Here is a 13,770-nt window from a genome sequence, read left to right on the forward strand (position 1 = left end):
GGATATATGGGGGCCGACCAAAATTACGACTGGAATCAAGCGGCTGCGAGTGCGCTCGATTGGTGGCGTGATGCCGGTGTCGATGTCGCGATCGACGACGAGCCGCGCAATTGGCTGGCGCGCCCTGCCCCTGCCGTGGAAGCACCAGCCCAGACATCCGTAACGTCGATTGCCGCGCCGGCGGTGCTGCCGACAACGCTGCCCGAGTTCACCGCCTGGCGTAGCGGGGGCGATGTTCCGGAAGCGGCCTGGCACGCCAGGCGGATCGAAGCACAAGGCGACCCTGCCGCCGACATCATGATCCTGATCGATATGCCCGAGCGCGAGGACGCGGACAGCGGCACGCTGATGGGCGGCGCGGCGGGCAAGCTGTTCGATCGCATGCTGGCGGCGATCGGGCGCGGCCGCAGCAGCATCTATCTCGTCGCGGTCTGCACATCCCGCCCAACTGCGGGGCGGATCGCGCCGGAGATCGAGGCGCGGTTGGCCGAGATCGCGTCGCATCACGTGGCGCTTGCCGGCCCCAAGCGGCTGTTATTGATGGGCAATGCGCCGAGCCGGGCATTGCTCGGGGCAGATGCCCTGCGAACGCGCGGTAGTTTACATTCTCTTAACCTTAAAGCTGGCACGGTGGAAATCGAGGTCGAGGCGGTGGCAAGCTTCCATCCCCGCTTCCTGCTCGAAAAACCAGCGGCCAAGGCCGAGGCTTGGAAAGACTTGCAGATGCTGATCGAGGGACTGGAATCGTGAGCAAGAAAATGCTTGCCGCCGTGGTACTGTCGGCGACGACGTGCGGCACGGCAATGGCTGCCGAACCAATGGCAGCGGGCGAAGTGCAGGCAGCGCGCAGCGCGCCTAACGCCAAGGACGGTATTCCCGACCAACTGGATGCGGCGCAGCGCGACGGATACCGAACCGTGTTCGCCAGCATCCGGGACCAACGCTGGCTGGATGCGCAGCTGCAGCTCGATTCGATGAAGCCGGGCCCGCTCCACGCCGTGGCGCGCGCGGAAATGCTGACGGCCAAGGGATCGCCCAAGGCCGAGCTGGACCCGCTCCTGAAGCTGCTGGCCGAGGCACCAGAATTGCCGCAGGCGGCGCAGATCCTGGCAATGGCCAAGTCGCGCGGCGCGGTCGACCTGCCGCCCTTGCCCGAAACGAAGCGGCTTACCTGGCTGGGCGGCGCATCGGTGCGTACGCGGGCCAAGAGCATCAAGAGCGACATGTCGGCGGCCGAGCTGGCGATCAAGATGCAGCCCTTCGTCAAGGCCGACGACGGCGCGTCGGCACAGGCGCTGCTGGATTCGACCTCCGGCCTAACGCCCGAGGCACAGACCGAATGGCAGCAGAAGGTCGCGTGGATCTATTATCTGCAGGGCGACGATCTGAACGCCCGGGCGATGGCGGCCAAGGCGGCACAAGGCTATGGCGACTGGGCGATCCAGGGCGATTGGGTTGCGGCGCTTGCGGCCTGGCGCCAGAAGGATTGCACCTCTGCCGGCCAGACCTTCGAGCGCGTGTCGGCGCGCGCCGGTGACGTCGAACTGCGTGCCGCCGGGCTATACTGGGCGGCGCGTGCCGACATGGCGTGCGCCCGGCCCGACCGGATCGAGGCGCGGCTGAAAGGCGCGGCGCAATATCGAGAGACCTTCTACGGCCTGCTCGCGCGCCAGGCGCTCGGCATTCGTGAGCCGCTGCCCAAGGCGGACAGCTATGTCGCTGGCGATTGGCAGGTACTCGGACGCAGGCCGAACGTACGCGTGGCTGCGGCTCTGGTCGAGATCGGCGAGACGGGCCTGGCTGACGAGGTGATGCGCCAGGAAGCCAAGCTCGGCGCGGCGAGCGAATATGCATCGCTTGTGCGGCTGGCGGGCACGTTCAACCTGCCGGGCACTTCGGTATGGCTGTCGCAGAACGGCCCGGTCGGCGCGCAGCCATCGCTTGCCGCGCGCTACCCGGCGCCGAACTGGACCCCGGATGGTGGCTGGCGGGTCGATAAGGCGCTGGTCTATGCGCACACGCTACAGGAATCGCGCTTCCGCACGGATGTGGTGAGCCCCGCCGGCGCCTATGGCCTGATGCAGGTGATGCCTGCCGCCGCGACCGATATCGCGCGCAAGCATGGCCGGTTGTACGACCGCGCGATGCTATCGCGGCCTTCGGTCAACATGGAAGTCGGCCAGAGCTATCTCGAGCAATTGCGCGACCTGCCGCTGACCGGCGGGCTGCTGCCCAAGGTGATCGCGGCGTACAATGCCGGCCCGGCGCCGGTGCAATTGTGGAATGCGATGTCGCGCGATGGCGGCGATCCGCTGCTGTACATCGAATCGATCCCCTATTGGGAGACGCGTGGTTATGTCAGCACGGTGCTGCGTAACTATTGGATGTACGAGAGCCAGAGCGGCAAGGCCGTGTCGCCAAGCCGCGCGGCGTTGACGCAGGGCATGTGGCCGCGCTTCCCCGGCATGCCCGGTGCGAGTGGCGTGCGGCTGTCCTCGATCGCGCCCAAGAGCATTATCTTCAATGCCAATTGACGAAAGTGCCGCGTTCCTGCCGGTCAGGATCGCGGTACTGACCATCTCCGACAGCCGGCGACTGGCGGATGACCGGTCGGGGCAGACCTTGGTCGACCGGTTGATCGCCGCCGGGCATGTGCTGGCCGATCGCAGCATCGTCACCGACGATGTGCCTGCTATCGTCGGCATATTGCATCGCTGGATCGATGACGATCAAGTGGATTGCATCATCACCACCGGTGGCACCGGGGTGACCGGGCGCGATGTCACGCCCGAGGCGATCGAGCAGATCCAGGACAAGGCGATTCCCGGCTTCGGCGAACTGTTCCGCTGGCTCAGCTTCCAGACGATCGGTACCTCGACGATCCAGTCGCGCGCCTGCGCCTGCGTGACGCGCGGCACGTACATCTTTGCCCTGCCCGGCTCGACCGGAGCGGTGAAGGACGGATGGGACGGGATCCTGGTGCACCAGCTGGATAGCCGGTTTCGGCCGTGCAATTTCGTCGAACTGATGCCGCGGTTGATGGAGCGCTGAATCTGGGTTGTTCCCCGGCGGAGGCCGGGGCCCAGGCGGAAAGGTCGACGTAACAGAGCGCACACGCTCCTGCGATGTCCCGCTCCTGGGCCCCGGCCTTCGCCGGGGAGCATCGATGTGTGAGCCGTGCTTTACCCGGCAACACACCAAATGTTCTTGCTATGTTCTGGCTGTATGGCTAAGCTGCTCTCATGGCCAGCAATCGGGCAGTCCGCGGCGCAACGTTGAACGGCGAGAGCCGGCGCTTCAACCTGCCGCAAACGGAAGTGGATGGCGACTGGCTCGATGCGCGTGAGGAACTGGACGGGGCAGCGCCCAAGCTGCGCACGACAGTGACGGTGGAGACGCCGCGGACGATCATCACGCGCAATCAATCGCCGGACATCGGCTTCGACCGCTCGATCAATCCCTATCGCGGGTGCGAGCATGGCTGCATCTACTGCTTTGCCCGGCCGACCCATGCCTTCCACGATCTGTCGCCGGGACTGGATTTCGAGAGCCGGTTGTTCGCGAAGCCGGACGCGGCGGCCTTGTTGCGCGCCGAACTGACGACAAAGGGCTATGTCGCGCGGCCGATCGCGTTCGGCACCAACACCGATGCCTATCAGCCGATCGAAAGCGAATGGCAGATCACCCGCGCCTGTATCGAGGTGCTGGCTGAACTGGATCACCCGCTGACGATCACCACCAAGTCGGACCGGGTGACGCGCGACATCGACTTGTTGGCATCGATGGCCGCCAAGCAACTGACGGCAGTCGTCGTGTCGATCACGTCACTGGAACCGCGCGTGTCGATGACGGTCGAACCCCGCGCGCCCTCCCCAGCGCGGCGGCTGGCGGCCGTGCGGCGCCTGAGCGACGCCGGCATCCCGACCTATGTGTCGATCGCGCCAGTCATTCCGGCGATCACCGACCACGAGATGGAGCATATTCTGGAACAGGCGGCGGAGGCCGGGGCGCGGGCGGCATTCTTCCTTCCGGTGCGCTTACCGCACGAGGTCGCGCCGCTGTTCCGGGCTTGGCTCGACACGCACTTTCCCGATCGCGCGGCCAAGGTGATGGCGACGATCCGCGACCTGCGCGGCGGCAGGGATAATGACCCGAACTTCCACACACGGATGCAGGGGCAAGGACCATGGGCGGACCTGCTGCGCAAGCGCTTCCAGATTGCGTGCCGGAAATATGGGCTAAACCGCGAGCGGATCGTGTTGCGGAGCGACCTGTTTCGGCCGCCAGCGGGGCCACAGGGCGAGTTGTTCTAGGCGGCGCGAGCTGGGCGAGGGATCGGAGCGTTTGGCTCACCCGAGCCGTCATCCCGGACTTGTTCCGGGGTCCACCAAGCGGCTTGGGAGGGGCGTAATGATTGATCTGGAGCCGTGCGGCACGGTGGCCCCCGGAACAAGTTCGGGATGACGTACAGTAGAACGTTCAAGCCGCGCAGGCGGTGCCGATATCCTGCCAATCTGCGATCGTCGGCAGCGCCTCGAACGCCGGCTTGGCTAGAAGATAGCCCTGGACAAGATCGATCCCGATCGAGCGCACCGCATCGAGCTCACCGCGCGTTTCGATCCCCTCGGCGACGACGCGGACGCCCAAGCGAGCGGCCAAGCCGACCACTGCTTCGACGATCATCTGCCGCGGCATGCTGGTGTCGATACCGCGCAACAAATCCATGTCGAGCTTGATGACATTGGGCCGAAAGCGCGCGAGCAGGTTGAGACCGGCGTGGCCGGCACCGAAATCGTCCACCGCGGTGGTGAAGCCCATGGCGCGGTAGCTGTCGACGATGCCCTGCACATGCTCCGGATCGGCCATACGCTCGTTTTCGGTAAACTCGAACATCAGCCGCTCGATCGGCATGCCGACGGCTTTGGCCGTCCGCAGCGTCAGCTGGATGCAGGCGGCGGGCGAGTAAACGGCGTTGGGCAGGAAATTGATCGACAACAAAGCGTCGGTCTTCAGGATACCCGCCGCCACGGCATGTTCGATGGCGGCAACGCGGCAGCGCTGATCGAAGGCATAGCGATTCTCGTCGGTGACCTTGCCGAGCACCGATGCCGCGGACTCACCCGCCGGCCCGCGTACCAACGCCTCGTACGCCCAGGGGCGGCCGGTGGTCATGTCGACGATCGGCTGGAACGCCATCGACAGATCGAAATCGAGCGCAGCACCGTCGCGGCACCCCGCGCAGGGAGAAGAACGGTTTGTCATCATACGCTTATCGCAGCAAGGGCTTAACAAGCAGTGCCTAACCCTGGTCAGGCCTCGGCCAGCCGGTGGTCCTTGTAGCGCGCGCGAAGCTCGGTCTTGAGCAGCTTGCCCGTGGCGGTGTGCGGCAGGCTGTCGACGAACAGTATCTCGTCGGGCAGCCACCATTTGGCGACGTGCCCGCCGAGGTGCGCCATGATCTCGCCCGGCGTCACCGTGCTGTCCGGCTTGCGCACCACAAGCAGCAACGGGCGTTCGTCCCACTTTGGGTGATGGATGCCGATCGCCGCCGCCTCGGCCACGCCCGGACACCCGACCGCGGCATTCTCGAGATCGACCGAGCTGATCCACTCGCCGCCCGACTTGATCACGTCCTTGGCGCGATCTGTGATCTGCATCGTGCCGTCCGGGTGCAGCACCGCTACGTCGCCGGTGTCGAACCAATTGTCGGCGTCCACCGCATCGTTGGCGGCACCGAAATAGCGTTTGACCACCCATGGCCCGCGCACCTGCAGCCGGCCGGAGGCGCGGCCATCGCGCGGCTGCTCGCGATCGTCGTCATCCAGCACGCGCAGCTCGATGCCGAAGGGTATGCGCCCCTGCTTGGAGACGAGGTCGAGCCGCTCGTCGGCGCTCATCGCATCCCATGCCGGGGGCAATGCGCCCGCGGTGCCGATCGGCGAGGTCTCGGTCATGCCCCACAGATGCTTCACCGCGGTGCCCATGGCCATGATCCGCTCGATCATCGCACGAGGTGCCGCCGAGCCGCCGATTGTCACTTGCTGCAGGTGACGGGGGCTTTCCCCCGTGGCATCGATATGCCCGAACATGGCCAGCCACACGGTCGGCACGCCGGCCGAATGCGTCACCTTCTCGTCGTTCATCAGCCGGCACAAGACGGCCGGATCGTTGACCTGCGAGAAGACGAACTTGGCGCCCGCCAAGGCGCAGGCGAAGGGCAGGCCCCAGGACGCGGCATGGAACATCGGCACGACCGGCAGCACCACGGCGCTCGACGACAGGTTGAAGATATCGGGCGATACCTCGGCCATGGCGTGGATCACGGTCGAGCGGTGCTGGTACAGCACGCCCTTGGGATTGCCCGTCGTGCCGCTGGTGTAGCACAGCATGCAGGGGTCCCGTTCCGGCCCTTCCACCCAGGCATAGTCGCCGTCTTCGCGCGCGATCAATGCCTCGAAGCCGTCCGGGCCGGCATCGTCGAACGCGATATAATGTTCAATACTGGTCCACTGGCTTTTCAGGCGATCGACCAGCGGCTGGAACTGCTTGTCGTAGAGCAGCACGCGGTCTTGGGCATGGTTGGCGATATAGACCAGTTGCTCGTCGAACAGCCGCGGGTTGATCGTGTGGATCACCGCGCCCATGCCGATCGCGCCATACCAGGCGACGAGATGCCGGCTATGGTTCATCGCGAGCGTGGCGATCCGATCGCCGGGGTGCATGTCCAGCCGTTCGAGCGCCTGGGCAAGCTTCCTGGCATCCCGCGCGATGCCGGCCCAGTCGGTGCGCGTCTGCGTGCCATCGGCCCACTGGCTGACGATCTCGCGCGTGCCGTCTTCGCGTGCCGCATGGTCGATCAGCCGCGGCACGCGCAGCTCGAAATCCTGCATTCCACCCAGCATCGACATGCACTCTCCGCTCAGCCGACGAGCGCCAGCCTCGTCTCCGCGGGCTTGAGCTCGACATTGTCGACATCCTGCAGGGTCTCGATCCGGCCTGCAAGCTCGCCGTCGAGCAGGAAGTCGCGGCCAAGCAGGAGGCGCGCCGCCCTGCCGTCGGGCAGCTCGGCATTGACCCATACTTCGCCGCGCGCGCCGCGGTGATCGGCGAGCATTTGCGCCAGCTGGCGCATCGCCGCGACGCTATGCACGTCGGCGACTAGGTTGAAGCGCGCGAGGCTGGCGAGTTGCTCGAACGGCTGGATGCGCTTGACGGTGACGCGCGGCGTATCCTCGCCCGGCCGGCGGTCGAGCTCGACGGTGATCACCCCGCAGCCGCCGTTGCGCGCCGCTTCCTCGAGATCGGCGGCGACCATGTCGTCGAAGCAGGTGGCGACGAACTGCCCCGACGGATCGGACAGCGTCGCCATCATGTAGCGCTTGCCGCGCGCCGAGGTACGCCACTTCGCATCCTCGACCAACGCCGCCATCGTCGCGCCGGCGCGCGTACCGTCGTCCGGTATCTGCAGGTCGGCAAGCGCGGCGAAGTGCCGGACGCCGTGCGCCTTGGCGAGATGCGCGTGGCGATCGACCGGATGCGCGGAGAAATAGAAGCCGAACGCTTCCTTTTCCTGGTCCATCCGCTGCGCCATCGTCCAGCGTGCCGACAGCGGCAGCTTGATCGCCGGTTCCGCGGCCTCGCCTTCGCCGAACAGGCCGCCCTGCCCGCTGGTCTTCATGTCCTGCGTGCGGGCGGCGGTGGCGAGCAGGGTTTCGGCCACGGCAAAGATGCCGGCGCGGTTGGCGTCCATCGCATCGAACGCACCGGCACCGGCCAGCCCCTCCAGCTGTCGCTTGTTGAGCAGCCGCGGATCGACGCGGCGGGCGAAATCGTCGATCGTGTCGAACGGGCCGTTCTGCGCGCGCTCGTCAACCAATTTCTCCATCGCGCCCTCGCCGACACCCTTCAGTGCCGCCAGTGCGTACCGGACGACTAGCCCATCCTCGACGGCCTCCACGCTGAATTCGGCCTCGCTGGCATTCACGCATGGCGGCACGCAGGTCACGCCCAGCCGGCGCATGTCGTCGGCGAAGATCGCCAGCTTGTCGGTCAGATGCAGGTCGTAGCACATCGATGCCGCGAAGAATTCGTGCGGATAATGCGCCTTTAGATAAGCGGTCTGGTACGTCAGCAGCGCATAGGCGGCCGAGTGGCTCTTGTTGAAGCCATAGCCGGCGAACTTGTCGATCAAGTCGAACAGCTCGTTGGCCTTGGCCGGGGTGATGCCGTGCGCCGTGGCGCAGCCCTCGACGAAGGTAGCGCGCTGGTCGTCCATCTCCTTCTTGATCTTCTTGCCCATCGCGCGGCGCAACAGATCGGCGCCTCCCAGGCTGTAGCCGGCGAGGATCTGCGCCGCCTGCATGACCTGTTCCTGATAGACGAAGATGCCGTACGTCTCTTTCAGGATGCCTTCGAGCAACGGATGCGGATATTCGATCGCCTCCTCGCCATTCTTGCGGCGGCCGAACATCGGGATGTTGTCCATCGGCCCGGGGCGATACAATGCGTTGAGCGCGATAATGTCTTCGAACACCGTCGGCTTCACCGCGGTCAGCGTGCGACGCATGCCTTCAGACTCGATCTGGAACACGCCGACGGTGTTGCCGCTCTGGATCAGCTTGAAGGTTTTTTCGTCGGTCCATTCCAGGCCGTCGAGGTCGAGCGTGATGCCGCGCTTGGCGAGCAGCTGCACTGCCTTCTTGAGCACGGACAGCGTCTTCAGACCCAGGAAGTCGAACTTCACCAGCCCGGCCGCCTCGACATATTTCATGTCGAACTGGGTGACGGGCATGTCCGAGCGCGGATCGCGGTAAAGCGGCACGAGTTGCGCGAGCGGACGATCGCCGATCACCACGCCGGCGGCGTGCGTGGAGGAGTGCCGCGGCAGGCCCTCCAGCTTCATCGCCAGATCGATCAGATGGCGGACGTTGCTGTCCGATTTGTATTCGTTGTGAAACTCGCTGACGCCGTTCAGCGTGCGCTCGAGCGTCCAGGGATCGGTCGGGTGATTGGGGATCAGCTTGGCCAGGCGGTCGATCTGGCCATAGCTCATCTGCAGCACGCGGCCGGTATCCTTGAGCACCGCGCGTGCCTTCAATCGCCCGAAGGTGATGATCTGCGCGACGTGATCGCTGCCATATTTGGTCTGGACGTATCGGATCACTTCCTCGCGCCGCGTTTCGCAGAAATCGATGTCGAAATCCGGCATCGAGACGCGTTCCGGGTTGAGGAAGCGTTCGAACAGCAGACCCAATTTCATCGGGTCGAGATCGGTGATGGTCAGCGCCCAGGCGACGACCGAGCCCGCGCCCGAACCACGGCCCGGGCCGACCGGGATATCGTGATCCTTGGCCCATTTGATGAAGTCGGCGACAATCAGGAAGTAGCCGGGGAACCCCATCTGGATGATGACGTCGAGCTCGAAATCGAGCCGCGCGATATAATCGGCCTCGCTGGTATCGGGTGCCAGACCTTTCTTGAGCCGTTCGGCGAGGCCGGCATGCGCATCACGGCGCAGTGCCGCGGATTCGGCATCGCGGTCGCCGGCCAGGCTCGGCAGGATCGGCTTGCGCGCAGGCGCGGCGACGGCGCAGCGCTGTGCCACGACCAACGTGTTGGCGATCGCCTCGGGCAAATCCGCGAACAAGGCGCGCATGTCCTGGGCCGGCTTCATCCACGCATCGGGCGAGGTGCGCGGCCGCTCCTCACTGGCGATATAAGTGGAATTGGCGATGCACAGCATCGCATCGTGCGCCTCGCTGAAATCCTCGTCGGCAAAGCAGCACGGGTTGGTGGCGACGATCGGCAGGTTCCGCGCATAAGCGAGGTCGAGCAGCGGCGCCTCCGCTTTGCCTTCGACCTCGTCGTTCCGGCGGGTCAGTTCGATATAGAGCCGGTCGGGGAACAGCGCCTCCAGTCGATCGGCATAAGCCTCGGCGCGATCGACTTGGCCCTCGGCGAGCAAGCGGGTGAGGCCGCCTTCCCGCCCGGCGGTGAGCGCGATCAATCCATCGGCATGCTTGGCCAGCGTTTCGAAGCTGACATGAGGGGATAGTTCGAGCGGCCGGCCGAGATGCGCATGGCTGACCAGCGCGCACAGGTTTTCATATCCCGCCTCGTCCTGCGCATGGAGCGCGATCCAGTCGAGCGGCACGTCAATGCCATCGGGCATGTCGGGGCGGCACAGCCCCAACATCGTGCCGATCAGCGGCTGCACGCCCGCGCCCTTGCAGGCGTCCGAATAGGCCATGGCGGCATACAGGCCGTTGCGATCAGTGAGCGCCGCAGCCGGAAAACCGAGCGCCGCCGCGTGCTTGGCGATCGCCTTCGGTTCGATCGCACCATCCAGCATCGTGTAGGAGGAGAAGATGCGGAGCGGCACGAAAGCGGAATGCGACATACGTGTGACTATGGCGGTTGGGGCTTGATTCGGGAAGCGGCGTTCGGCGGGTTACCAACACCTTCTATCCGCTTGAGCGCGCAGAAGAATGGTTCGCGCAGAGGGCGCAAAGGACGCAGAGATGGTGCGCCGCAGGTAACAATTTCCTCCACAGCGGGTGACTTAGCGCGCTGCCGCCACCCTTCTACTCCGCGTCCTCAGCGCCTTTGCGCGAACCCATGCTTCCTTTCGTTTATCGCTCAAAGGAGCTTTTCGATGTCGGCCTTTATGTCCGCCGGCTTGGTTGTGGGGGCATAGCGTTCGACGACGCGGCCATCCTTGCCGACGAGGAACTTGGTGAAGTTCCACTTGATACCCTCGGTGCCGAGCAGGCCCGGCGCCTGCTTCTTGAGTTCGACAAACAACGGATCGGCATTAGCGCCGTTCACGTCCACCTTGGCGAACAGCGGAAACGTCACGTCGTAGGTGAGCGAACAAAAATTGGCGATTTCCGCTGCGTCGCCGGGCTCCTGCGCGCCGAACTGGTTGCACGGAAAGCCGAGAACTTCGAAGCCGCGAGCGGCATAGTCGCGGTGCAGTGCTTCCAGCCCCTCATATTGCGGGGTGAAGCCGCATTTGGAGGCGGTGTTGACGATCAACAGGACCTTGCCGGCATAAGCGGACAGGTCGGCGGTGCTGCCATCGGCGTTCTTGACGGCGATGTCGGTGATGGCGGTCATGTGGCGGCTCTTTCATGTCGAGCGAGCAGGAAGGCGAGGTTCTGGCGGACACCGGGCCATTCATGCGCCAGGATCGAATAGACCATCGTGTCGCGGGCTTCACCTTGCGGCGTGATCATATGGCCGCGCAGCACACCATCGAGACGTGCCCCGAGCCGCTCGATCGCAGCGCGCGACTGGCGGTTGAACCAGTTGGTGCGCAGTTGCACGCACTGGCACCCCATTGCATCGAAGGCATGGGCCAATAGCAGCGCCTTGGCTTCGGTGTTTAGGCCGGTGCGCTGGACATGAGGAGCATAGACGGTGCCGCCGATCTCCAGCCGGCGATGCGCCTCGGCCATGCGCATGAACCGGGTGACTCCGGCTACCGCTCCAGTGGCATCGAGCACGGTAAACGGCATTGCCCGCCCGGCTGCGGCTTCCTGCTCCAGCCGATCGTACCAGTCGTCGACCGTCATTTCGGTAGGCACCATCGTCGCGAAAACGTGATCCAGGCCGGTTGCGAAGGCGGCGACGATCGCGTCGCGGTCGCCTCGCTCCAGCGGCCGCAGCGTGACGTGGCGGCCAATGAGCGTCGGCGCCTCGCGCCAGGCGCTCATGCGAGCCGCCCTTCGTGCAACCTCACGACGCGGTCCATTTTGGCAGCGATACGTTCGTTGTGCGTGGCGACCAAGGCCGCCGATCCTTCGTCGCGGACGAGCCGCAGGAACTCGGCCAGCACGATGTCGGCGGTTGCCTCGTCGAGATTGCCGGTGGGTTCGTCGGCCAGCACCAAAGCCGGGCGGTTGGCGAGCGCGCGGGCGACCGCAACGCGCTGCTGCTCGCCGCCCGACAACTGGCTCGGGCGGTGCGTCAGGCGGTGGCCGAGGCCAAGTGCGGTGAGCAAGGAGGCGGCACGTTCGTCGGCTTGATCGCGGGTAACGTCGCGGATCAGCTGCGGCAGGACCACGTTCTCGGTCGCGTTAAAATCCGGCAGCAGGTGGTGGAACTGATAGACGAAGCCGAGCTGTTCGCGGCGCACCAAGGTGCGGCCATGCGAGTCCAGCTTGGCGGCTTCGCTGCCAGCGATACGGATCGACCCGGCAAAGCCACCTTCCAGCAGGCCGACCGCCTGCAGCAACGTCGACTTGCCCGACCCGGAAGCACCGAGCAGCGCGACGATCTCGCCCTGGCCGACCGTAAGATCCACCCCGCGCAGGACTTCGATCGTGACACCACCCTGGACGAAGCTGCGTTGCAGCCCGGCGACGTGGAGGATGGGGTCATTCATAGCGCAGCACCTGTACGGGGTCGGTGCTCGCCGCCTTGAAGGCGGGGTAGAGCGTGGCGAGGAAGCTGAACACCAAAGCCATCAGCGCGATCACGATGATCTCGACCGGGTCGGTCTTGGAGGGAAGCTCGGTCAGGTAGCGGATCGAGGGATCCCACAAATTCTGGCCCGTCACCAGCTGCACGAAGTTCACAACGCCCTGCCGGTAGAACAGGAAGATGAAGCCGAGGATCAGCCCGGCGAGCACGCCCAGCGCGCCGATCGTGGTGCCGACAGTCATGAAGATCCGGATCAGCCCCACCCGTGTCGCGCCCATCGTGCGTAGGATGGCGATGTCGCGCGTCTTGGCGCGCACCAGCATGATCAGCGACGACAGGATGTTGAACACCGCCACCAGGATGATGATCGACAGCACGGTGAACATCGCCACCCGCTCGACTGCCAGCGCTTCGAACAATTGCGCGTTCATCTGCCGCCAGTCGGCAATCACCGCCCTGCCCTGAACCTTCTCGTTGAGCGGTGCGAGGATCTGCTCGACGCGATCGGCATTCTCGGTCTGCAGTTCGACCATGCCGACATCGTCGCCCATCAGCAGCAATGTCTGCGCATCCTGCAGTGGCATGATCACATAAGCCTTGTCGTAATCGTACACCCCGATCTCGAAGATCGCGCCCACGGTGTAGGATACGATCCGCGGCACCGTGCCGAATGGCGTCGCCTGCCCCTGCGGGCTGATCAGCGATATCTCGCTGCCAACCGTCGCGCCGAGCGCCTCGGCCAGGCGCGAGCCGATCGCGATCTTGTTGCTGCCGACGTTGAGGCTGGACAGTGAGCCGAGCACGACCTTACCGTTGATCGTGGCATTGCTGCGGATGTCCTCCACCCGCATGCCACGGATCAGCACTGCCTCGACGCGACCGTTATAGCTCGTCATCAGCGGCTGATCGATCAGCGGGGTGGCGGAGGTGACACCCGGTGTCGCTTGCGCGGCCTTCACGATATCCTGCCAATCGGGCAGGCGCCCGCCAATACCCTGCACCACGGCATGGCCGTTCAGCCCGACGATCTTGTCGAACAGTTCGGCACGGAAGCCGTTCATCACGCTCATCACGATGACGAGCGCGGCGACGCCGAGCATCACCGCGACGAGGCTGATGCCGGCGACGAGAAAGATGAACGCCTCGCCCTTGCCCGGCAGCAGATAGCGGCGGGCGATCATGCGTTCGTAGCGAGACAGGATCATGGGATGGGGGTGACGCTTTGTGCCCGAGGGAAAGACGCGGTTGCTCTAGGACGGCGGGCGATGACTGGCAATGCACCGCACGGGGCGGTGCTGTGTTGCGGATTCACCACACAATCGCCGCAATCTGTTTCCGCCAGAC

The 13,770-nt window shown here is 65.1% G+C and carries 11 protein-coding genes; 4 read left to right on the plus strand and 7 right to left on the minus strand.

Annotated elements, in window-relative coordinates; translation table 11 throughout:
• Positions 1–6: 6 nt before the first annotated feature.
• From NV382_RS03395 to NV382_RS03410, 4 genes are all read left to right on the plus strand, one after another.
• Entirely contained in the window at positions 7–750 is a 744-nt protein-coding gene (locus NV382_RS03395; RefSeq protein WP_260599137.1) for a uracil-DNA glycosylase, read from the plus strand.
• An 8-nt stretch (positions 751–758) separates the two neighbouring features.
• Positions 759–2,534: a lytic transglycosylase domain-containing protein gene (locus tag NV382_RS03400; RefSeq protein ID WP_418066785.1), complete on the plus strand. Its 1,776-nt coding sequence runs from the start codon at positions 759–761 to the stop codon at positions 2,532–2,534.
• The gene (gene moaB, locus NV382_RS03405) at positions 2,524–3,051 is read left to right on the plus strand and encodes a molybdenum cofactor biosynthesis protein B (RefSeq protein ID WP_260599138.1); all 528 of its coding nucleotides are present in this window, start codon (positions 2,524–2,526) and stop codon (positions 3,049–3,051) included. Before NV382_RS03400 ends, moaB begins: the two co-directional genes overlap by 11 nt.
• A gap of 191 nt (positions 3,052–3,242) precedes the next feature.
• The gene (locus NV382_RS03410) at positions 3,243–4,313 is read left to right on the plus strand and encodes a PA0069 family radical SAM protein (protein WP_260599139.1); all 1,071 of its coding nucleotides are present in this window, start codon (positions 3,243–3,245) and stop codon (positions 4,311–4,313) included.
• A gap of 166 nt (positions 4,314–4,479) precedes the next feature.
• Here the strand turns inward: NV382_RS03410 and NV382_RS03415 are convergent, their stop codons facing one another.
• From NV382_RS03415 to NV382_RS03445, 7 genes are all read right to left on the minus strand, one after another.
• Positions 4,480–5,262, minus strand: a complete 783-nt coding sequence (locus tag NV382_RS03415; protein ID WP_470423653.1) for an EAL domain-containing protein — start codon at positions 5,260–5,262, stop codon at positions 4,480–4,482.
• A gap of 47 nt (positions 5,263–5,309) precedes the next feature.
• Positions 5,310–6,902, minus strand: coding sequence for a long-chain fatty acid--CoA ligase (locus NV382_RS03420; RefSeq protein WP_260600295.1), 1,593 nt, complete (start codon positions 6,900–6,902; stop codon positions 5,310–5,312).
• Between the two features lie 17 nt (positions 6,903–6,919).
• Entirely contained in the window at positions 6,920–10,399 is a 3,480-nt protein-coding gene (gene dnaE, locus NV382_RS03425; protein ID WP_260599140.1) for a DNA polymerase III subunit alpha, read from the minus strand.
• A 239-nt stretch (positions 10,400–10,638) separates the two neighbouring features.
• Complete coding sequence (locus NV382_RS03430) at positions 10,639–11,118, minus strand: glutathione peroxidase (RefSeq protein WP_260599141.1); 480 nt, start codon at positions 11,116–11,118, stop codon at positions 10,639–10,641.
• On the minus strand, positions 11,115–11,717 hold the full coding sequence (locus NV382_RS03435; protein ID WP_260599142.1) for a GNAT family N-acetyltransferase: 603 nt from the start codon (positions 11,715–11,717) through the stop codon (positions 11,115–11,117). Before NV382_RS03435 ends, NV382_RS03430 begins: the two co-directional genes overlap by 4 nt.
• Positions 11,714–12,388, minus strand: coding sequence for an ABC transporter ATP-binding protein (locus NV382_RS03440; protein WP_260599143.1), 675 nt, complete (start codon positions 12,386–12,388; stop codon positions 11,714–11,716). The genes NV382_RS03435 and NV382_RS03440 overlap by 4 nt, the downstream gene beginning before the upstream one ends.
• Entirely contained in the window at positions 12,381–13,631 is a 1,251-nt protein-coding gene (locus NV382_RS03445; RefSeq protein WP_260599144.1) for a lipoprotein-releasing ABC transporter permease subunit, read from the minus strand. Before NV382_RS03445 ends, NV382_RS03440 begins: the two co-directional genes overlap by 8 nt.
• Between the last annotated feature and the right edge of the window lie 139 nt (positions 13,632–13,770).

The sequence above is a fragment of the Sphingomonas endolithica genome (assembly GCF_025231525.1).
In the GTDB taxonomy this organism is placed as follows: domain Bacteria; phylum Pseudomonadota; class Alphaproteobacteria; order Sphingomonadales; family Sphingomonadaceae; genus Sphingomonas; species Sphingomonas endolithica.

Excerpts from the sequence above, each read along its gene's own strand:
- dnaE (WP_260599140.1), bottom strand. The coding sequence starts at position 10,399 with ATGTCGCATTCCGCTTTCGTGCCGCTCCGCATCTTCTCCTCCTACACG.
- NV382_RS03395 (WP_260599137.1), top strand. The coding sequence starts at position 7 with ATGGGGGCCGACCAAAATTACGACTGGAATCAAGCGGCTGCGAGTGCG.
- NV382_RS03445 (WP_260599144.1), bottom strand. The coding sequence starts at position 13,631 with ATGATCCTGTCTCGCTACGAACGCATGATCGCCCGCCGCTATCTGCTG.
- NV382_RS03415 (WP_470423653.1), bottom strand. The coding sequence starts at position 5,262 with ATGACAAACCGTTCTTCTCCCTGCGCGGGGTGCCGCGACGGTGCTGCG.
- moaB (WP_260599138.1), top strand. The coding sequence starts at position 2,524 with ATGCCAATTGACGAAAGTGCCGCGTTCCTGCCGGTCAGGATCGCGGTA.
- NV382_RS03440 (WP_260599143.1), bottom strand. The coding sequence starts at position 12,388 with ATGAATGACCCCATCCTCCACGTCGCCGGGCTGCAACGCAGCTTCGTC.
- NV382_RS03400 (WP_418066785.1), top strand. The coding sequence starts at position 759 with ATGCTTGCCGCCGTGGTACTGTCGGCGACGACGTGCGGCACGGCAATG.
- NV382_RS03435 (WP_260599142.1), bottom strand. The coding sequence starts at position 11,717 with ATGAGCGCCTGGCGCGAGGCGCCGACGCTCATTGGCCGCCACGTCACG.
- NV382_RS03430 (WP_260599141.1), bottom strand. The coding sequence starts at position 11,118 with ATGACCGCCATCACCGACATCGCCGTCAAGAACGCCGATGGCAGCACC.
- NV382_RS03410 (WP_260599139.1), top strand. The coding sequence starts at position 3,243 with ATGGCCAGCAATCGGGCAGTCCGCGGCGCAACGTTGAACGGCGAGAGC.
- NV382_RS03420 (WP_260600295.1), bottom strand. The coding sequence starts at position 6,902 with ATGCTGGGTGGAATGCAGGATTTCGAGCTGCGCGTGCCGCGGCTGATC.